The organism is Oceanomicrobium pacificus (assembly GCF_009833495.1).
GTDB lineage: Bacteria > Pseudomonadota > Alphaproteobacteria > Rhodobacterales > Rhodobacteraceae > Oceanomicrobium > Oceanomicrobium pacificus.
Genome location: NZ_WUWG01000003.1, coordinates 51,375 through 71,262 on the forward strand (window position 1 = coordinate 51,375; position 19,888 = coordinate 71,262).

Below are 19,888 nucleotides of genomic sequence, written 5' to 3' on the forward strand. Positions count from 1 at the left end.
ACCCCCGGTGGCGGGCGGCGCTTTCCCCGCGCTGCCCGCCCGAGCCTGCCCCTTGGAGTATCAGATGCCCGAGCCCGTCCTCAGCCTCGATCATGTGTCGAAAAGCTTCGGAATGACCCACGCGCTCAGCGACGTGTCGATGGACCTTCATGCCGGCGAGGTCCATGCCATCGTGGGCGAGAATGGCGCCGGAAAATCCACCATGATCAAGATCATGACCGGAATCCACCAGCCGAGTTCCGGTGCCGTGCGGATCGACGGCGACGCCGTGACGCTGGCCGGACCGCAGACCGCGCGCGACCGCGGCGTGGTCGCGATCTATCAGGAACCGATGGTCTTTCCCGACCTCGACGTGGCGGAGAACATATTCATTTCCTCGACGAAGGAAGGCTGGTTCCAGAACCGCCGCGACCTGCGCCGCAAGGCCCATGCGCTGATCGACCGGATCGGCATGGCGCTTGATGTCGATCAGGTGGCGAGCGGCCTGACGCTGGCCGAACAGCAGGCGGTGGAGATCGCCCGCGCGCTCAGTCAGGATGTGCGCGTCCTGATCATGGATGAACCGACAGCCGCCCTGTCGGCGCACGAAGCCGCGCAATTGCGCCGCGTCGCGCGGACCCTTGCGGAGGAGGGCGTTTCGGTCGTCTACATCTCTCACCGGCTGGAAGAGGTGTTCGAGATTGCCGACCGCGTGACGGTCATCCGTGACGGGCAGCATATCTCCACCCGTCCGATCGACGAGACGACGCCCGACGGGATGATCGCCGAGATGGTCGGCCGCGAGGTCGGCAACTATTTCGAAAAGGCCCCCACGACAGCGACGCCGGAGGTGCTGCTCGGCGTGCGCGACCTGACGCTGGACGGCACCTACGAGAATATCAGCTTCGACCTGCATCGCGGCGAGGTTCTGTGCATGGCCGGCCTGATCGGCGCGCGGCGCACCGATGTGGCCCTGTCGCTTTTCGGGATCGCGCCCGCCACCGGCGGCACCGTTACCTACAAGGGTGCGGAGGTCCGTCTGACCACGCCGCGGCAGGCAATGGACCTCGGCATCGCCTATGTCTCGGAGGACCGGCGCAAGCTCGGCCTCGCGATGGAGATGCCGATCCGCGACAATGTCACCCTCGCCACCCTGTCGCGCTACCAGTCGCGCGCCGGCATCATCGACCGGGCCGCCGAGGCCGAAACGGCGGAAGCCTATCGCCAGCGGCTCAACATCCGCACGCCGGATGTGGAGATTGACGTGGGCATGCTGTCAGGCGGAAACCAGCAGAAGGTGATGCTCGCCAAATGGCTCAACATGGAGCCGGAACTGCTCATTTTCGACGAACCGACACGCGGTATCGATATTGGCGCCAAGGCGGAGGTCCATGACCTGATCCGTGACTTCGCCGCCAAGGGTGGTGCGGTTCTCGTCATCTCCTCCGACCTGCCCGAGGTGCTCGCGATGGGCGACCGGATACTTGTCATGCGCGAAGGGGTGCAGATGGGCATTCTCGACGCCGCCGACGCCGATCAGGAGAAGGTCATGGCGCTGGCCACTGGGCAGGTGAGATCCACCGCCCCCGACGCACGCGAAGGAGAACCGGCATGACCCGTCTTTTCCTGCGCGTCAGCCCGCAGGCGCTGCGCATCACCGGGCTGCTCTTCGTGCTCTGCCTCGTAGTTCTCTTCTTCTCCACTCAGGTCGACAATTACCTGAACGGACGGCTTTTCAACCGGATTTCGAGCTCTGTCGCGATCATGGCGCTCATTGCCACCGGGCAGACCATCGTCATCCTGACCCGAAACATCGACCTGTCCGTGGGGTCTGTGGTCGGCTTCACTGCCTTTGCCACCGGCAGCCTTGTGACCGCCTATCCCGATATGGGGCCGGTGCCGCTCGTGCTTTTCGCGATGGTCTGCGGGGCGGGGTTCGGCTGCATCAACGGGGCGCTCGTGGCCTATGCGCGGGTGCCGTCGATCATCGTGACGCTGGCGACCATGGCGCTTTTCCGCTCCGCGCTGGTCGAATTCTCCGACGCCAAGTCGATCACCTCGGGCAGCCTGCCGCAATGGCTGGTCAGCTTCCCCAACACCAAGCTCCTGACGATCGGCCAGTTCCAGCTGCGCGCGGGATTTGCCGTCGCGGTCGTGGTGGTGGTCCTCGTCCATATCCTTCTCTCGCGGTTCCGGCCTGCCCGCCGCTTCTATGCGGTCGGCTCCAGCCCCGAAGCGGCCGAAATGGCGGGGATCAACACCCGCGCCACGGTCTTCGCGGCCTTCGTGCTCGCGGGTGCGCTGGCGGGGCTGGCCGGGTTCATGTTCCTCGCCCGGTTCGGCAACATCACCGTGGTGGCCGGGCTCGGGTTCGAACTGAAATCCGTCGCGGCCTCCGTCGTCGGCGGGGTCAACATCTTCGGCGGGTCGGGCACGGTGATCGGGGCGTTTCTGGGCGCGATCCTCGTCGATCTGATCGACACGAGCCTCGTGCGCTGGCAACTCGTCTCCGAATTCTGGCGGGAAGCCGTGCTCGGCGCGCTCATCCTCCTGTCGGTCACGGTCGACACGCTCCTGATGCGGCGGCTGTTCCGGCTCCGGCAGGCGCAGGAGCATGAGGCCGCAAAGCCGAAACCCGCCGCCGCCGGCAAGGTCACGAAGGAGGGCGCGGCATGACCCGTCTATCGTCATTCGCAACGGGGTTGCGCAGTTGGGAAGGGTTCCTCTTCGCCGCGCTGCTTGTCATCCTTGCGGTCAATGCAGCGCTGACGCCCGAATTCCTGACTGTGGCGAACCAGATCAACCTGTTCCAGCTCTCGATCGAGAAGGTGATCGTGGCGCTGGTGATGACCTTCATCATCATCAATGCCGAGATCGACCTGTCGGTGGGCGCGATGATGGGCCTGTCGGCCTGTGCCTTCGGCTGGATGTTCCAGAACGGCGTCGACGCGCGTCTCGCCTGTCTGGTCTGCCTCGGGATCGGCATCGCGGGCGGGGCGCTCAACGGCTATTTCATTGCCGCCATGGCGCTGCCGTCTCTGGTGGTGACGCTGGCCACGCTGATCGGGTTCCGCGGTCTGGCCCGCGTGCTGGTGGAGGATCGCGGCATCACCGATTTCCCCGACTGGTTCGACGCGCTCGGGCAGGCACCCATGCTGGGTCCCTTACCCTTTGCGCTCATCGCCTTCGGGGTCCTGTTCGTGTTCCTCTACGTGCTGTTGCAGAAGACGGGATTTGGCCGGCGGACCTATGTGATCGGAACCAACCGCGACGTGGCCGATTTCGCGGGCATCGACAGCCGCCGCCACAAATTCATTCTCTTCGTCGCGTCCGGCCTGATCTCGGCCTTCGCGGGGCTGCTCTATGCCGCGCGTGTCGGTGCGGTGCGCGGCGACGTGGCGCTCGGGTTCGAGCTCGACATCATTACCATCGTCTTGCTGGGCGGTGTGTCGATCTTCGGCGGCAAGGGCTCGCTGACGGGCACGCTCCTGTCGATCCTGATCGTGCTGAACCTGCGCAACGGGATGGCGCTCATGAACATCACGGGGCATATCCAGACCGGGGTGATCGGCCTGCTGCTGATCGGCTCCGTCCTCGCGCCGCGGCTGCGACTGCCGCGGTTCAACCGTGCCGCCAAACCCAAGGAAGTCTCGCCATGAGAGCGCCCGAGAACGAAACCGGCCTCGACACACCGATCAAGCGCGAATCCGTGGCCGAGATGGTGGCCCGACGGATCCTGCACCAGATCACCACAGGCGCGCTGCAGCCCGGCGACCTGCTGCCGCCGGAGCGGGAACTGGCCGCATCGCTGAACGTGTCGCGCCCCTCGGTGCGCGAGGCGATCCGCGGATTGTCGATCCTCGGCGTGGTGCGGACGCGGCAGGGCGGCGGGGCGAACATTTCGGAACTGGATGCGGAGGCGCTGCTCGGCCCGATCCAGTTCTTCCTGTCGCTGCAGGCCGACAATGTGCGCGCGCTCTATGATGCCCGCTCGCTGATCGAGAGCGACGTGGCGCGGCGTGCGGCGGAGAATATGGACGATGCGGCGCTTGATGCGCTTGGGGATATTCTGGACCATCAGGCCGACACGATGGGTGATCCGACCGCCTTCCGCGCCTCCGACCTCGCCTTTCACGAGGCGCTCTGGAAAGGCTGCGGCAACGCCTATTTGCAACGGATCGGGGAGAGCCTGAACGTGATCGGACTGGAGGTGCGGCTGCGCGCCTCCGAAACGCCGGGCGTTCTGGCGCAGAGCCTGAAGGATCACCGCGTCCTGCTTGATGCGCTGCGCGCTCGTGATCCCGACGCGGCGGCCCGCGCGGCCGAGCAGCATATGCTCAACGTCTATAAATCGACTGTCGGGGAGGACAGGGAATGACAGCACGGATCGGCATTGTCGGCACCGGATGGTGGGCCAATTTCAACCATATCCCGACAATCAACGAGACCGACGGGGCGGAGGTGGTCGCGATTTGTGATCTCGACGCGGACAGGCTCGCACAGGTGGGCGACAAATGGGGCATTTCGGCCCGCTACACGGATGTGGCGGCGATGCTGGCGGCGGAGGCGCTCGACGGGGTGATGATCTCCACTCCCCATGTCGCGCATACCGGACCCGCTATCGCGGCGCTTCAGGCCGGGTGCCATGTGCTGGTGGAAAAGCCGATGGCCACGACCGAGGCGGACGGGCGGGCCATCGCCGCCGCCGCCGCGCGGGCCGGGCGCGAAGTGCTGGTGCCTTGCGGGATGAATTTTACCCCTTTCAGCCGCACGGCCGCGCAGATGGTGCGGGACGGCCGGATCGGAGAGGTCCGCCATGCCGTGTGCCAGATGGGCTCGGCGCTTGAAGACCTGTTCGCCGGACAGCCGATGCTGGAAACCGCCGACCATATGTTCCGGCCACCGGCCTCTACCTGGGCCGATCCGGAGAAAGCCGGCGGCTATGGCTGGGGCCAGATGAGCCACGCGCTGTCCTGGCTCGTTTATGTGGCCGATCTGCGGTTCGAGAGCATCTATTGCGCCTTCGGACGCTCGCCGACGGGCGTCGATTACTATGATGCGGCGGTCGGGCGGGCGACAAACGGTGCCACGGTCTCCTTTTCCGGCGCTTCGACCGTGCCCAAACATGTGGGCATGCATATGGATATGCGCATCTACGGAACCGAAGGCTGCCTGTTCTTCGACAATGAACGCGCGCGGCTGGAATTGCGCCGGCTCGACGGCAAGGATGAACTGGTGGAGATCGCGCAGCAGGAGGCCGAATATGACGGCACGCTGCCGGTGCGCGTCTTCGCGGCGCTCTGTGCCGGGGAGGATGTGAAAAACGCCGCCGACGCGGAAAACGGGGCCCGCGTGACGGAGGCACTGCACGCATTCTACCGCTCCGCCGACAGTGGCGAAGTGGCGCTGATCGGGGGTGCGGCATGAAGCTTTCGCTCACATCCTGGTCGCTGCCTTCCTGCACGCTGCAGGAAGCCGCCGACATTTCCCGCGCGCTTGGCATTGGCGCGCTCGATGTCAGCCTGTTCTACCGCTCTGGTCTCGACAAGGCGCGTATCCTGAACGCGCCCGAAGAGGCGGCTCGGGATCTGGCCGGGCTCGGGGTCGATCTGCCCAACTATTACCACCTGTTCGGTGACGGGCTGGATGGCCGCAACCTCGCGTTGCCAGGCACGCTGGACGACAATCTGCGGGATCTGGAGGCCGTTCTGACATTTGCGGATGCGGCCGGGATCGCGACGGTTTTCATCCTGCCCGGCATGGTCAACCCCGGCCAGTCGCGCGCGCAGGCTGCGGACCAGTCGAAGCGCAGCCTCTCGGCCTTCATGCGACTTTCCGAGCGGTTCGAGGCAAAGCTCTGCATCGAGCCGCATGTGCACAGTTTCGCCGAAAGCCCTGCCATCGTGCAGGATCTGGTGGACGCAACCGGCATCGGGCTGGCGCTTGACTACTCGCATTTCGCCTGCCTCGGCTACCGGCAGGAGGAGGTCGACCCGCTCGCGCCCCATGCCGTCCATGTGCACCTTCGGCAAGCCAAGATGGGCGCGCTGCAGACGAAATTCGCGCATGGCACGCTCAATTTTCCGGCCATGTTCGCGACGTTGCGCGATGCCGGCTATGGCGGGGCGCTGTCCATCGAGCCGGTCCATCAGGACTATATGAACACGCTCTTTGAGGATGTTCTGACCGAGATCATCGCGCTACGCGACTGTTTTAACGACTGGAAAGGGGGAGCGGCATGACATCCTATGCTTGGGTGCTGGAGGTCCGGCCCGGATATGAAGAGGAGTATCTGCGCCGGCATGACGAGATCTGGCCGGAAATGCTCGACACGCTGCGCGCGGCGGGCATCCGCAACTACAATATCTTCCGCCATGGGCTGACGCTGTTCGGCTATTTCGAGACCGATGATCTGGAAGCCACGAAAGCGCATCTGGCAGATTGCCCGGTCAATGCGAAATGGGCCGAATGGATGGCGCCGATCATGAAGATCGAAACCGATCCGACGACGGATTTCCCCTATCTGCTGCCGCGCCAGTTCCACATGGACTGACGCGACAGGCGCCTATTCCAGTGCCTTGGCAAATGTGGCGGTCAGCCGGTCGTTGAGCGCGGCATGGGGCGGGGCGGAGCGGCCGTAGTGAAGTTCCGCCAACCCGGCAATGTCATTGTAGATGACCTGCGTGGCGCCGTTCCCGTCCGAATAGACGAGCAGTTTCTGGCAAAAGGCGTCGAGGCCGATCGCCGTGAATTCCGCCATGGCGACGCCGCCCGGAGCCGGCCCGCCAAAGAGCAGGAGCGCGGCGGGCGGCAGGGTCACGCCGAGCGCGGCGGCCTCTGCCTGAAAGTCAATCCGGCCAAACCAGACCGTATCTGCCTGCGCGCGGACGATCGCTTCGAGACGCCGCACGCTCTCGGCCACATCATAGGGGCTCGGCAAACGCAGGATAGCGGCGCCTTCCGTCAGACCGGCCACAGGCGCGCGGGCGACATCCCGCCCGCCCAGTGCCTCAGTCAACCGCCGGTCGAATGCTTCGAGCGCATTCCTGTCCGTCAGCCCGTGGCGGATTTCCAGAAAATCGCTGCCCGTCGTCAAAAGGGCGGCCCCATCCCCCGGCGCATGGGCCAGCACGCGGTAGGGCAGGTCGAGCCCCGCCGTGATCCGGTCGGCCATCAGGGCCGTGTTCACCACCGGATCGGAAAAGATCTGCACCCGGGAGGGCGGCATGTCCACGCCTTCGGCGGCCGCTAGCCGGGCATGGTCGATCTCCACAACCGGATCAAGACCAGCGGCGGCGACGGTGTCCAAGACGGCTTCGGTCGCTTGGTCGACCTCTGCCTGCGGGTCGGCCAGAACGGCCGCGGGCGGAAATGTCAGAAGTGCCAGCACGGCCAGAAGGCCGCGTCTTCGATTGCTGGAGAAAGCCATTCCACGTCCCATCCGATCCTCCAAGCTGATCCCGCCTCAAGAAAAAAAGTCGACCCGATAGGCCGAATCCCTATCATGGTGCCTGATTTGGAACGGTAAGTCTCGGGGAGGGTGTGATGACGGGTCAAAAATATCAGGGCGCCGGATGGTTTGCATCTGCCTGTCTGGTTGCGCTTGTGGGCGCGTCGCCGCTCGCTGCGCAGGTCTACGGCCATGCCTATGAGCAGGAGGCCGCGCCGATCCGGCCGGGTGAACAGGCCACGATCCCCCTCGACACAGAGGATCCGGGTTTCAACATTTGGCGCACGCCGCGGGACGATCTGCAGGCGGGCCGTGACCCGGGCGGTTTCAATCCCAACCGGTTCCCCTTCGGCTTCTCCTATGCCGCGATCCCGACATTTTTCAATTCCGATCTGGCTCTGACGCAGGATGATTTGCGCGCGGCAGACGTGGATGTCGCCGTGATCGGCGGGTTCACCGACATGGGCACGGGCATGCGCGGGGCAGCACATGGGCCCAACGCGTTTCGCAACAGTCAGGTCTATGGCGGCTATGGCGCGTCGCAGCCGCATATGATGACCATGGTCGATCCGCTGGAAGCGTTGAAGGTGGTCGATTACGGCAACGCGCCGGTCGATATCATGAGCACCGAACGCACCATGGCGCCGATGCGCGAGATCGTGCGCGAGATTGCCGAGGTCCAGCACGAGGACGGGCGCCATGTGTTCCCGATGATCATCGGGGGCGACCATTCGCTCATGTATCCGGACGTGGCCGCGCTGGTGGATGTCTATGGCAAGGGCAATGTCGGGGTGATCCATTTCGACGCTCACTACGATGCCGGCAAATACATGATGGGGCATCTGATCAGCCACGGCATGCCGATCTACCGGCTGATCGAGGAAGGGCTTGTGGAGGGCAAGAACTTCATCCAGGTCGGACTGCGCGGTTACTATCCCGACCGCAAGGCGTTCGAATGGATGAAGGAAAACGGGTTCCGCTATCACACGATGGCCGAGATCGAGGCGCGCGGCTTCGATGCGGTGATGGAGGATGTGATCCGCGAGGCGCAGGAAGGGCCGGAATATCTGTTTGTCTCCTTCGATATCGACACGCTCGATCCGGCCTTCGTGCCGGGCACCGGAACGCCGGAACCGGGCGGGCTGACCCCGCGCGAGGCTTTCCCGATCGTGCGCCGCCTCTGTGCGGAAACCAATGTCGTGGGGTTCGAACTGGTGGAACTCGCGCCGATGCTCGACCCGACTTACGTGTCCGCGCTCAATGCCAACCGGCTGGCGCGCGAATGCCTGACCGGTATGGCGCTGCGCAAGCTCGGCATCACGGAACCGGATTTCAAGGACCCGCTGACGGTCTCTCACGGGCAGGGTGCAAACTGAACCGGTCGCGCGCGTTTTCGCGGGCTTGTCATGCAACTGTCATGAGGATTGGATAGGCACGGACCGACCCTATCTTCGGAGACTGACGTGACCACCTATGCCCTCAACGGTCTTGGCCGGATCGGCAAGCTTGCACTGCGCCCGCTGCTCGAGCGCGGCGCCGACATCGCCTTCATCAACGATGCGGTCGGCGATCCGGCCATGCATGCCCATCTGCTCGAATTCGACACGGTGCACGGGCGCTGGGCTGCGGATTTCGCCCATGATGCGGACAGTCTGACCATAGACGGCACGCGGCTGCCCTTCATCGGCACACGCAGTCTGTCGGACCTGCCGCTCGGCGGGGTGGATGTGGTCATCGACTGCACAGGCGTTTTCAAATCCGAAGCGGCGCTGGCGCCCTATTTCGAGGCCGGCGTGAAAAAGGTGATTGTCTCGGCCCCGGTGAAGGACGGGCCGACGGCCAATATCGTCTTCGGGGTCAATGACGCGACCTATGATCCGGAGGCGCACCGGATCGTGACCGCCGCCAGCTGCACGACCAACTGCCTCGCCCCTGTGGTCAAGGTGGTGCACGAAAATCTCGGCATCCGGCACGGGTCGATCACCACGATCCACGATGTGACGAACACGCAGACCATCGTCGACCGTCCGGCCAAGGATTTGCGGCGCGCGCGCTCCGCGCTCAATTCGCTCATCCCGACGACGACCGGCAGCGCCACCGCGATCACGCTCATCTATCCCGAACTGACGGGCCGGCTGAACGGCCATGCGGTGCGGGTGCCGCTTCTCAACGCCTCGCTCACCGATTGCGTGTTCGAACTGGCGCGTGAAACCACCGCCGAGGAGGTGAACGCGCTCTTCAAGGCCGCCGCCGAAGGACCGCTTGCGGGCATTCTCGGCTACGAGACGCGGCCGCTCGTGTCCGCCGACTATGTGAACGACACGCGGTCTTCGATCGTCGACGGGCCGTCGACGATGGTCGTCGCGGGCACGCAGCTGAAAGTCTATGCCTGGTATGACAATGAAATGGGCTATGCGCACCGGCTCGTGGATGTGGCCCTGATGGTGGGCGGCGGCTTGTGACCGCAACCGGTCACAGGCCCGAGGGGCAGTCGGCCTATATCGCCGTGACGGCGGCCTACTGGGCCTTCATGCTGACGGACGGGGCGCTGCGGATGCTGGTGCTCCTGCATTTCCACACACTCGGCTTTTCGCCGGTGCAACTGGCCTACCTGTTCCTGCTTTACGAATTTGCCGGGATGGTCACCAACCTGTCCGCAGGCTGGATAGCCGCGCGGTTCGGCCTGACCTCGACGCTCTATGCGGGGCTCGCGATCCAGATCGTCGCGCTGATGGCGCTGACGCGGCTCGACCCGGCCTGGACCACGGGTGTCTCGGTCGCCTTCGTCATGCTGGTGCAGGGCGCGAGCGGAGTGGCGAAGGACCTGGCGAAAATGTCCTCCAAATCGGCGGTGAAGCTGCTGGCGCCATCGAGCGAAGGCGGGCTGTTCCGGTGGGTGGCGGTGCTGACGGGGTCAAAAAACGCGGTGAAGGGGGTCGGCTTCTTGACCGGCGCATTAATGCTGGCGACGATCGGATTCACGGCCGCGCTATGGATGATGGCCGCGATCCTTGCGACCATCCTTGCGGCGATCATCATTGCCATGCCGCCCGGGCTGCCGCGCGGGCGCAAAGGCGTGCCCTTCTCCGACCTTCTGTCGCGGTCCCCCAACGTCAACTGGCTGTCAGCGGCACGGGTTTTCCTCTTTGGCGCGCGCGACGTCTGGTTCGTGGTCGGCATCCCGATCTATTTCTACGCGGTCCTGTCCGACGGGTCGGAAGCCGGCAACCGGACGGCCTTCTTCCTGATCGGCAGTTTCATGGCGGTCTGGATCATCCTCTATGGTGCGGTACAGGCCGCTGCCCCGACCATCCTGAAGGCGCGGTCGCGGCCCGAGCGCGACCTGATCGCCGCCGCGCCGCACTGGACCTGGGGGCTGGCCGCGGTGCCGCTGGTCCTGACGGGCGCGGCGCTTGCTGCCGGAGGACCCGCCCCGTGGCTGACGGTGACACTCGTGCTGGGGCTGCTGGCTTTCGGCTGGCTGTTTGCGGTCAATTCCGCGCTCCATTCCTACCTGATCCTCGCCTTCACGCGGGCCGAGCGGGTCACGATGGATGTGGGCTTCTACTATATGGCCAATGCGGCCGGGCGGCTTCTGGGCACGCTTCTGTCCGGCCTGACCTACCAGTGGGGCGGGCTGCCGCTGATGCTCGGCACGGCGGCGCTCATGGTCGGTCTGAGCGCAATGGCAAGCGGGCGGCTGACGGCGGACGAATAGTCGGGCTGGCGTGCGACGGGCCAGATCGGCCCTCGCACCCGCGCCGCCGCCGCGCTAGGATCGGACCCGCGGAATCGAACAGACGACAGGCCCATACCCCATGTCAGACAGCGACACGAACATCACCATGATCGGCAAATCGGCAGAGCCGGAGGATGCGGTTCTGCGGCTCGATCCGCGCAGCCGGGCGGAACTGATCGAATGTCTGGAACTGCGGCTCGGCATCGAGGTGGAGGCCGCAGGCCATGCGGCGGGCCGCGCGACCCGGAGCCAGATCGACCGGATCGCGGAATGCCTTGACGATATGCAGGGCCGGATTGATGCGGGCGAACTGGGCGGATCGGTCGATTTCGCCTTCCACATGGCGGTCGCGGATGCGGCGTCGAACCGCTACATGGTCAAGTTCCTGATGGCGCTGGGCCTGCCCGCCGTGCCGCGCGCGCGGCAGGGATCGGGCGGCGGTGCAAGCGCCGCGGCGCTCGACCGGGAGCGCGAACTCCTGGCCGAGCACAAGGCCGTCCATGCGGCGATCGCGGCGGGCGACGCAATGGCCGCCCGCGCCGCGATGCGCACCCATCTGGAAAACGCGTTGCGCCGCTACCGCGCGCAAGCCTAGGCCGGACCGCCTCAGATTTCGGGATGCAGCCGGACCGGCGGGTCGGGCATGTTCGGATCGGGCTGGCGCTCGATCCAGCGGTGGACCTCGGGCGGCGCGTCGCCCCGGTGCAGCGCGCGGATCTCGTCCGCAACCGGCCCGTCGGACCGGGTCCGCCGCTGGTTGTGGCGCAAATATTCCGTCCATGTCGGCACCTGATAGCTCTCCGTCCAGCATTCGGGCGCCTGCAGGTCGCGCAGAAGCGCCCAGCGTTGCGCCCCGTCGCGCATCCGGATGCGCCGCCGCTGGGCCATCAGGGTCAGGAAGGTGATCCGGTCCGCTTCGGCGATCCGGTAGGTGACCTGCACCCGCACCGGCCCGCTGCGCCCCGAGATGCCGAGCGCCAGTTCGGGCTCGCGGAACCGGTCGAGCGGGGCCAGATCCTCCGTGTTGAAATCTGGCAGGGGCAACAGGAACCCGACCGCGATGGCGGAAAGCATCAGCACGCCCGCGCAGACGAGGGCTGTGTCGAGCGAGGCGCCCTCGGCCACCGTTCCCCAGAGCCAGCTGCCAAGCGCCATGCCGCCAAAGGCCCCCATCTGGTGCATGCCGAGCGTCCGGCCCACGACCCAGCGCGGCGAGGCCAGCTGCACCGACACGTTCAGGAGCGACATGGTCTGCACCCAGCAGGCGCCGGACACCATCAGGCACAGGCCGGTCATCCAGACCGTGTCCGCCAGCCCCATGGTGACCAGCGCCAGCCCGTTCAGGGCAAAGGTGCCCCGCACGATATATTCGTTGCGGAGCGCCTCGCGCAGCGACACGCTGGTCAGGGCGCCCGCCACGGCACCCACGCCGAAAGCGCCGAGCATTAGCCCGTAGACATCCGCCGTCTGGCCCAGCTTGAAACGCACGACGAGCGGCAGGAGCGCCAGCATGGCCACCGCCGTCACGCCGAACAGGAAGCCGCGCAGCCCGACCCGGTAGATATTGGGCGACATGAGCGCGTAGCGGATGCCGGCCGAGATCGCCCGTGTCAGTTGTTCGCGGTCGAGCGCACGCGGCTCCACCTCGCGCTTCCAGCGGAACAGGAACGTGATGATGAAGAGATAGGAGAAAGTGTTGACGGCAAAGGCCGCGACCGCGCCGAAGGCGGCGACGATCACGCCGCCGATGGCGGGCGCGACCGAACGGGTCATATTGAAGCCCATCGCGTTCATCGCCACCGCTGCAGGCAGTTCCTCGCGCGGGAAAATGTCCCCCATGGAGGCCTGCCAGGACGGGTTGTTGAGCGCATTGCCGCTGCCGATCAGGAAGGTGAAGAGCAGAAGCGTCCAGGGCGACAGGAGGCCCGCCGCGGCAAAGCCCAGCAGCAGCGCCGAGATGGTGAACATGAAGATCTGCGCGGTCAGCATGACTTTGCGCCGGTCGAACATGTCTGCCGCGGCGCCCGCGAACAGCATGAAAACCATCATCGGCAGCGTGTTCGACGCTTGCACCAGCGCCACCATGGAAGGGCTGTCCGTCAGGCTGGTCATCAGCCAGCCCGCGCCGACCATCTGGATCAGCCCGCCGAAATTCGAGACGAGAACGGCCGACCAGAAGGCGAAATAGGTGCGGTTGCGGAACGGGGCAAACGTGGTGTCGAGCAGGGCGGGTCTCCTCCATGTCACGTCAGGCGCAGGGGCGCGCGCCCCGCGGCTGTTCCGGGGCGCGGCCAGCATGGCCGCTCAGATGCGTCGCGCCGGTGGACGCCGCGCCGCTCGGGACTGCAATTCAATTCCAGCGTCAGCGGAACGTGGTTCCGCCGCGCAAGCGCCGTCAGATCCGCATCAGCGGCAGGTCGACGCCGGTAATACCGGGCAGGGACAGGGTGAACACCTTGCCCGAGTCCGCCTGATCGGGCGCATCCACCCGGATCGAGGTCACATATAGCTGGTCGCGCTTCGGTCCCCCGAAGGCGATGCGGGTCGGTTTCTCGATCGGCATCGGGATTTCCATATCGACCTTGCCCGCCGGCGTGATCCGCAGAAGCTGCCAGCCCGAGACACCGGCCATCCAGTAGCAACCGTCACTGTCCATCGCGCCGCCATCCGGGCGAGCGGGCCAGTCATGGCACTCGAAAAAGACGCGCTTGTTCGTCCAGGCCGCATCGTCCACGTCATAATCATAGGCCCAGACGGTCTGGATCGCGGGGTTGCTGTCGGACACATAGGCCGTTTTGCCATCGGGAGAGAAAGCCAGCCCGTTCACCGTCTTGAACCCGCCCATGACCTCCACGGCCTCTGTCCCGTCGAACCGGTAGAGCGTGCCTTCGCCGCGTTCCGCAGCTTCCGGCGTCAGCCCCATGGTCCCGGCAAGGAACCGGCCCGCCGGATCGACCGTGCCGTCATTGAACCGGTGCTCCACCGTGCCGGGCGCGGGGCCGCCCATGGCGCGCATGTCGCCCGTGTCGGGGTCGAGATGCCAGAACCCGTCGGTCAGGGCGGCGACGATGCCGCCGGCCTCCGTCTCCGCCACACAGCCGACCGGTCGACCTAAGTCCCAAACCTTGTGCGATCCGTCGGTGGGACGATTGAAATGGAGTTTGCCGCCCGGAATATCGACCCAGTAGAGCCCGTCGCGCCGTGCCGACCAGAAGCTGCCCTCTCCGACGGTGGCCACCTGATCGAAGGCGACGGAAACGGCGGGTGCTGGGTCGGGCTGGGGCATGGAATTTCCTCTGGCGGTCCGACCCGGAGGCGGGTCGTCTGGATTTGTATGTAGATTGGTAAAACAATTTTGACAATATGCGACACCATGAAACCCGCCTCTCATGTGACAAGTCGCCCGGAAAGGCGTAAACTCGGCGGTGAACCCTGCCGTCAAGGTCAACAGGACAGGGATGGACAATGGCGGGGCGCAGGCCTGGCTACGGGGCGGATACCGCAAGGTTGAGGATACGGGGAAGGGCAAGATCATGCCTGCACAAGCTCAGAGCGTCAGACCGGTCGGCCGCAGCAGCCGTGACTGGACGCTTGCCGATCAGGTCTATGACCGGCTGATCACGCTCATCGCGGACGGGACCTTTCCCGAACATTCCAAACTGCCCACCGAAACCAGTCTGAGCGAGCAGTTCGGCGTGTCGCGGCCGGTTCTGCGACAGGCACTCAAGCGCCTGCGGGAGGAGGGGCTGATCCTGTCGCGGCAAGGGTCGGGCTCCTATGTCCAGCGCCGCCCGGACAGCGAACAGCTCGATTTCGCGCCGGTCGGCTCCATCGCGGACATCCAGCGCACCTTCGAGTTCCGCCGCACCATTGAATGCGCCGCGGCGAGCCTGTCGGCGAGCCGCGCGACCGCGGAGCAGATCGACCGGATCGCCGCGGCCCTCGCGCAGCATGCAGGCCTGCCCGACGACGGCTCCGAGCAGGCCGCCGTCGACCTGTCGGACGAACAGTTCCACACGGCCATATTCGCGGGGTGCGAGAACCACTATTTTCTGGCCGCCCGCACCTCGCTGCAGCCACAGATCGCGGCCTCGATGACACTGTCGCGCGGGCTCGCCCAGGGCGATGTGCAGATTGTGCACCGGCAGGTTCTGGCCGAGCATGAGGCCATTCTCGCCGCCATCAGGGACAGGGACGCCGATGCCGCTGCGGTGGCCATGTGCCGTCACCTCGATGCCGAGCGCGGCCGCATGTTCGAAGGGTTGCCTGCCGGGGTCTGAGGCGCGCCATTTCCAAAGGTCCGAACGGGAACGGGGGCCGCTGCCGACGGGACATTACGGCAGCGACCCCCTTCCGGCCTTCCCGGGTCAAGCCGCGGAAAGGTATCCTTCGGCGCGCAGCGCTTCGAGCTGCGCGGCGATGTAGCCATAGACGAAGGCGAAGGCCGTGTTGCGCGGGTCTTCGCCCGCCACGAGCGGCACATGATCGGGCATGATCATGTACGGGTAGCCCAGTTCGGCGTAGAGCTTGATCGACGCCCACATGTCCATCGTGCCCTCGTCGGGGAACACTTCCATGAAGTCGAGCTTGCGCCCGCGGATGTTGCGGAAATGGACGTTGAAGATCTTGTTGCGGCTGCCGAACCAGCGGATCACATCAAAGATTTCCGTGGCCGGATCGTCGAGCATTTCGCCGACCGTGCCCTGACAGAAATTGAGCCCGTGATAGGGGCTTTCATGCAGCGACACGAATTTCTTGAGCCCCTCCACCGTGCCGAGCACACGGGTCACGCCCTTGTAGCCCGGCGGCGTGTAGGGGTCATGCGGATGGCAGGCGAGCCGCAGCTTGTTTTCCTCCGCCACTGGCACGACGCGGGACAGGAAATAGTCGATCCGTTCCCAGTTCTCATCCTCCGGCAGTTCCCCGGCGAGGCCCGGCGCGGCCGTCTGGTCCATCTTGTCCCAGCGGAAGGTGGAATTGAGCGATCCGCCACGGCCCTCTTCGCTTTCCGAACGCGGGATGCCGATGATGTTCATATTGTATTTCGCGGCCGGAATGCCCGCGGCGGCAATATTCTCAATCAGCGTGCAGATGCTGTCGATCTGGCGGTCGCGGTCGGGACCGGCCAGCAGGATGTCCGGGCTCTTGCTCTCCTCGATCGGGCGCGAGGCGAGCGGCAGTTGCACCATGTCGAGCACCAGCCCGAACCCGTCGAGCTTGTCGCGGTGGCGCTTCAGGTCGTCGAGCGTCCAGTCATGCGGGTTGCCCGGCGGGTCCGAATTGACATGGGTGACGCCAAGCTGCGCCATGATGCGGAAATCATCGTCGTTGCGCGCCGGGATCTGGGTGCCGAGCCGCATCAGAGCCCCTTCACGCTGTCGATGAGCGCCGCGAGCTGGTCCCGTTCATGCGGCTTCAGGTCGGTCAGCGGCGGGCGCATCGGGCCGGCCGGGTGGCCGACAAGTTCGACACCGGCTTTCACTGCCGACACGGCATAGCCGGGGGCCAGGTCGCGGATCTTCGCCCAGGGGAAGAAGAAGCCGCGCAGGATCTCGTCCACCCGGGTCTTGTCTCCGGTGCGCAGCGCGTCGAAGAACCCGATCGCAAGGTTCGGCACGAAATTGAAGACAGCGGAGGAATAGGTGGTCACGCCCGCGCCATAGAAGGCCTCGGCGAAAAGCTCGTGCGTCGGCATCCCGCCGATATAGACCAGCCGGTCGCCACAGCGCGCCGTGATCTCGCGCACCAGATCGACCTTGCCGGTCCCGTCCTTGAAGCCGATCAGGTTCGGGCAGTTCTCTGCCAGTTTCTCCACCGTGTCGGCGTTCAGGACCGAATTGGCCCGGTTGTAGACGATCACGCCCGTGGCCGTGCTGTCGCACACTGCCTTCACATGGGCGTAAAGCCCGTCCTGCCCGGCCTCGGTCAGGTAGTGCGGCAGCAAAAGCAGCCCGTCCGCCCCGGCCTCTTCGGCGCCGCGGGCGATGCCCTTGGCGATTTCGGTGCCATAGCCGCAGCCGCTCAGGATCGGCGTGTCGCCGGCCGCTTCCTTGGCCGCGCGCACATAGGCCACAACCTCCTCGGGCGTCAGCGAGAAAAACTCACCTGTGCCGCCCGCAGCAAACAGGCCGGCAGCCGGATAGCCCGACAGCCAGTTGATATGGGTCTGGTAGCTGTCGAATTTCGGCTGGTGATCCGCGTCGAAATGGGACACGGGGAAAGACAGCAGACCGGATCCGAGTTGATCGCGAAGCTGAGCGGGCGTGAGAGGCATGTGCAATCCTGTCGATGCGTTAGGTGTCAGAGATTTGTTAAAACAACTTTTGGAATTGGTAAAGTGTGAATTACAAATTTCGCAAACTTGTCAATTTGTGTCTTCATGTATGGTAGTTGCGCGCTGCGGGGCTTCCCCGGTCGCGGCGGCTGGGGCAGAGTGTCGCGACGGGCAACGTCCCGAACAGGGAGGAACAGGCAATGACAGAGATTCGGTCGGTCACGGCGACGCTGTATCAGGTGCCGCTGGCAGAGGTTCTGGTGGATGCCAAACATGGCGACCATCATTTCTTCGAACTGGTGACGGTCACGATCCGCACCAGCGACGGGCTGGAGGGGACGGGCTACACCTATACCGGCGGCAAGGGCGGCCACGCGATCAAGGCGATGGTCGACCACGACCTTGCGCCCTTCCTGATCGGGCAGGATGCGGCGGGCGTCGAGGCGCTCTATGACGCGATGCAATGGCACGTGCATTATGTCGCGCGCGGCGGCATCGCCTCCTTTGCCATATCGGCGGTGGATATTGCGCTATGGGACCTGCGCGGGCACCGCACCGGCCAGCCGCTCTGGAAGATGGCGGGCGGCGCGGGCCGGACCTGCCGGGCCTATTGTGGGGGGATCGATCTCGGCTATGACCTGCCGAAGCTGCTGCGCTCGGTCGACAGCTATATCGACCGCGGTTTCAACGCCGTGAAAATCAAGGTCGGCCGACCGGAACTGTCAGATGATGCTGCCCGCGTCGCCGCGGTGCGCGATCGGCTCGGTCCCGACCGCGCCTTCATGGTGGATGCCAACTATGCGCTCAGCGTCGAGGAGGCGATCCGCGCGGCCAACGCGTTCAAGGCACATGACATCCTGTGGTTCGAGGAGCCGACCCTGCCGGACGATTATCAGGGGTTCGCGCGCATCGCGGCAGAGACGGACGTGCCGCTCGCGATGGGGGAGAACCTGCACACGATCCATGAGTTCGGATATGCGTTCGATCAGGCGGGCCTCAGCTACATCCAGCCCGATGCGTCCAATTGCGGCGGCATTACCGGCTTTCTTCAGGTGGCCGACCTGGCAGAGAAATACGGGCTGCCGCTCTGCTCCCACGGGATGCAGGAATTGCATGTGAGCCTTCTGTCCGCGCGGCCGAACGCTGGCTGGCTGGAGGTGCATTCCTTCCCGATCGACAGCTACACGGAACGCCCGCTGGTGGTCGAGGATCACAGGGCCGTCGCCCCCGATGTGCCGGGCACGGGCGTGACATTCGACTGGGGCAAGCTGCAGGCGGTGCAGCTCAACGCCTGACCCTCAGCGCGGCACCTGCTGGGTGATGCAATGGACATTGCCGCCACCGAGCAGGATCTCCCGCCCCGGTACGCCGATGATGTCGCGGTCGGGGAAGAGCCGCTGCAGGATGGATGCCGCCTCCGCGTCATGGTCGGGGTCGAGGAGCGGGAAGACCACGCGGCTGTTGCCGATATAGAAATTGCTGTAGCTGCCGGCGAGCCGTTCGCCCGCCGCCCGGCTCATGCCGCCCGCGCCAGGCGCAATGCCTGCGGCCTCCTCCGCGGTCATGTAGAGCGGACCGGGCATCGGCAGTTTCACAATCTCGATGGCGCGGCCCCGCGCATCGCGCGCCGAGAGGAGCGCGTCGAGCGCTTCCGACGATCTCTCGTGCTGCGGGTCGTCCGCATCATCCGTCCAGGTGAGGGCCACCACGCCCGGTGCGCAGACGTGCAGGATATTGTCTACATGGCCCGTCGTCTCGTCGAGGATCACCCCGCGCGGGACCCAGACAACCTTCTCCGCGCCCAAATAGTCGCGCAGGCCGGCCTCGATCGCGGCGCGGTCCATGCCAGGATTGCGACCGTCGCTCAAGAGACATTCCTCGGTCGTATAGACCGTGCCCTCACCATCCACATGGATCGCCCCGCCTTCCAGCACGAAGGGTGCGCGATAACGGTCTGCGCCTTCCACCTCGGCCACGCGGGCGGCCATCGCGTCGTCACGGTCCCACGGCGCATAGAGCCCGTCGACCGTGCCGCCCCAGGCGTTGAACTTCCAGTCGACCGCCCGCAGGCCGCCCCCGCCGTCGGTCACGAAACTCGGGCCGATGTCACGCATCCAACTGTCGTCGCTCTCGATCTCCAGCACGCGGATGCCGGGCGACAGGCGGCTTCGGGCATTGGCGAATTGCGCGGGTGACACGGTCATGGTGACGGGATCGGACGGGTGGATCGCCTCGGCCACGGCAACGAACGCCTCCTGCGCCGGACCGGCCGCGTCGCGCCAATTGTCCGGCCGTTCCGGCCAGGCCATCCAGCAGCCGCGGTGCGATGCAAACTCGCCGGGCATGGAAAAGCCGTCTGCGCGCGGCGTGCTGTCGATCGGAGCGGTCATGCTGAAGTCCCTTGCTGGCCCGGTCACCTATCTGCCTGCGATAGCGGATATGGCGG

At 65.5% G+C, this 19,888-nt stretch carries 19 protein-coding genes; 13 read left to right on the forward strand and 6 right to left on the reverse strand.

Features of this window, described 5'->3' with window-relative positions; all coding sequences use genetic code 11:
- Positions 1 to 64: 64 nt before the first annotated feature.
- The 7 genes from GSH16_RS06790 to GSH16_RS06820 are packed head-to-tail and all read left to right on the forward strand — an operon-like array spanning position 65 to position 6,532.
- On the forward strand, positions 65 to 1,594 hold the full coding sequence (locus tag GSH16_RS06790; protein WP_160853372.1) for a sugar ABC transporter ATP-binding protein: 1,530 nt from the start codon (positions 65 to 67) through the stop codon (positions 1,592 to 1,594).
- A complete protein-coding gene (locus tag GSH16_RS06795) occupies positions 1,591 to 2,655 on the forward strand; it encodes an ABC transporter permease (RefSeq protein WP_160853374.1) in 1,065 nt (354 codons plus the stop codon). Before GSH16_RS06790 ends, GSH16_RS06795 begins: the two co-directional genes overlap by 4 nt.
- Positions 2,652 to 3,638: an ABC transporter permease gene (locus GSH16_RS06800; RefSeq protein WP_160853376.1), complete on the forward strand. Its 987-nt coding sequence runs from the start codon at positions 2,652 to 2,654 to the stop codon at positions 3,636 to 3,638. Before GSH16_RS06795 ends, GSH16_RS06800 begins: the two co-directional genes overlap by 4 nt.
- Positions 3,635 to 4,357, forward strand: a complete 723-nt coding sequence (locus tag GSH16_RS06805; protein ID WP_160853378.1) for a FadR/GntR family transcriptional regulator — start codon at positions 3,635 to 3,637, stop codon at positions 4,355 to 4,357. The genes GSH16_RS06800 and GSH16_RS06805 overlap by 4 nt, the downstream gene beginning before the upstream one ends.
- The gene (locus tag GSH16_RS06810) at positions 4,354 to 5,406 is read left to right on the forward strand and encodes a Gfo/Idh/MocA family protein (protein WP_160853380.1); all 1,053 of its coding nucleotides are present in this window, start codon (positions 4,354 to 4,356) and stop codon (positions 5,404 to 5,406) included. Before GSH16_RS06805 ends, GSH16_RS06810 begins: the two co-directional genes overlap by 4 nt.
- Positions 5,403 to 6,221: a sugar phosphate isomerase/epimerase family protein gene (locus GSH16_RS06815; RefSeq protein ID WP_160853382.1), complete on the forward strand. Its 819-nt coding sequence runs from the start codon at positions 5,403 to 5,405 to the stop codon at positions 6,219 to 6,221. The genes GSH16_RS06810 and GSH16_RS06815 overlap by 4 nt, the downstream gene beginning before the upstream one ends.
- Complete coding sequence (locus tag GSH16_RS06820; protein WP_160853384.1) at positions 6,218 to 6,532, forward strand: L-rhamnose mutarotase; 315 nt, start codon at positions 6,218 to 6,220, stop codon at positions 6,530 to 6,532. The genes GSH16_RS06815 and GSH16_RS06820 overlap by 4 nt, the downstream gene beginning before the upstream one ends.
- A gap of 12 nt (positions 6,533 to 6,544) precedes the next feature.
- On the opposite strand, the gene GSH16_RS06825 is transcribed toward GSH16_RS06820, so the two are convergent.
- On the reverse strand, positions 6,545 to 7,408 hold the full coding sequence (locus GSH16_RS06825) for a DUF302 domain-containing protein (protein WP_160853386.1): 864 nt from the start codon (positions 7,406 to 7,408) through the stop codon (positions 6,545 to 6,547).
- A 116-nt stretch (positions 7,409 to 7,524) separates the two neighbouring features.
- Between GSH16_RS06825 and GSH16_RS06830 the strand changes: the two genes are divergently transcribed.
- The 4 genes from GSH16_RS06830 to GSH16_RS06845 all read left to right on the forward strand — a co-directional run bounded on the left by GSH16_RS06830 (position 7,525) and on the right by GSH16_RS06845 (position 11,763).
- Positions 7,525 to 8,805 carry an agmatinase family protein gene (locus GSH16_RS06830; RefSeq protein WP_160853388.1) on the forward strand — a complete coding sequence of 427 codons (1,281 nt, stop codon included), beginning with the start codon at positions 7,525 to 7,527 and terminating at the stop codon, positions 8,803 to 8,805.
- An 87-nt stretch (positions 8,806 to 8,892) separates the two neighbouring features.
- On the forward strand, positions 8,893 to 9,891 hold the full coding sequence (locus GSH16_RS06835; protein ID WP_160853390.1) for an ArsJ-associated glyceraldehyde-3-phosphate dehydrogenase: 999 nt from the start codon (positions 8,893 to 8,895) through the stop codon (positions 9,889 to 9,891).
- Positions 9,888 to 11,147 carry an organoarsenical effux MFS transporter ArsJ gene (gene arsJ / locus GSH16_RS06840; protein WP_160853392.1) on the forward strand — a complete coding sequence of 420 codons (1,260 nt, stop codon included), beginning with the start codon at positions 9,888 to 9,890 and terminating at the stop codon, positions 11,145 to 11,147. The genes GSH16_RS06835 and arsJ overlap by 4 nt, the downstream gene beginning before the upstream one ends.
- A 100-nt stretch (positions 11,148 to 11,247) precedes the next feature.
- The gene (locus GSH16_RS06845; RefSeq protein WP_160853394.1) at positions 11,248 to 11,763 is read left to right on the forward strand and encodes a FadR/GntR family transcriptional regulator; all 516 of its coding nucleotides are present in this window, start codon (positions 11,248 to 11,250) and stop codon (positions 11,761 to 11,763) included.
- An 11-nt stretch (positions 11,764 to 11,774) separates the two neighbouring features.
- Here GSH16_RS06845 and GSH16_RS06850 read toward each other — a convergent pair whose 3' ends face one another.
- Entirely contained in the window at positions 11,775 to 13,466 is a 1,692-nt protein-coding gene (locus GSH16_RS06850; protein WP_160853396.1) for an MFS transporter, read from the reverse strand.
- A gap of 97 nt (positions 13,467 to 13,563) precedes the next feature.
- On the reverse strand, positions 13,564 to 14,454 hold the full coding sequence (locus GSH16_RS06855; protein ID WP_160853398.1) for an SMP-30/gluconolactonase/LRE family protein: 891 nt from the start codon (positions 14,452 to 14,454) through the stop codon (positions 13,564 to 13,566).
- A gap of 247 nt (positions 14,455 to 14,701) precedes the next feature.
- Between GSH16_RS06855 and GSH16_RS06860 the strand changes: the two genes are divergently transcribed.
- Complete coding sequence (locus GSH16_RS06860; RefSeq protein WP_160853400.1) at positions 14,702 to 15,448, forward strand: FadR/GntR family transcriptional regulator; 747 nt, start codon at positions 14,702 to 14,704, stop codon at positions 15,446 to 15,448.
- Between the two features lie 87 nt (positions 15,449 to 15,535).
- Here GSH16_RS06860 and GSH16_RS06865 read toward each other — a convergent pair whose 3' ends face one another.
- Together GSH16_RS06865 and kdgD are read right to left on the reverse strand one after the other, a co-directional pair.
- A complete protein-coding gene (locus GSH16_RS06865) occupies positions 15,536 to 16,528 on the reverse strand; it encodes a mannonate dehydratase (protein WP_160853402.1) in 993 nt (330 codons plus the stop codon).
- On the reverse strand, positions 16,528 to 17,442 hold the full coding sequence (kdgD, locus tag GSH16_RS06870) for a 5-dehydro-4-deoxyglucarate dehydratase (RefSeq protein WP_160853404.1): 915 nt from the start codon (positions 17,440 to 17,442) through the stop codon (positions 16,528 to 16,530). The genes GSH16_RS06865 and kdgD overlap by 1 nt, the downstream gene beginning before the upstream one ends.
- Positions 17,443 to 17,642: 200 nt before the next feature.
- On the opposite strand from kdgD, the gene GSH16_RS06875 reads away from it, so the two are divergent.
- Positions 17,643 to 18,737, forward strand: coding sequence for a mandelate racemase/muconate lactonizing enzyme family protein (locus GSH16_RS06875; protein ID WP_160853406.1), 1,095 nt, complete (start codon positions 17,643 to 17,645; stop codon positions 18,735 to 18,737).
- A 3-nt stretch (positions 18,738 to 18,740) separates the two neighbouring features.
- On the opposite strand, the gene aguA is transcribed toward GSH16_RS06875, so the two are convergent.
- Complete coding sequence (gene aguA, locus GSH16_RS06880; protein ID WP_160853408.1) at positions 18,741 to 19,832, reverse strand: agmatine deiminase; 1,092 nt, start codon at positions 19,830 to 19,832, stop codon at positions 18,741 to 18,743.
- Between the last annotated feature and the right edge of the window lie 56 nt (positions 19,833 to 19,888).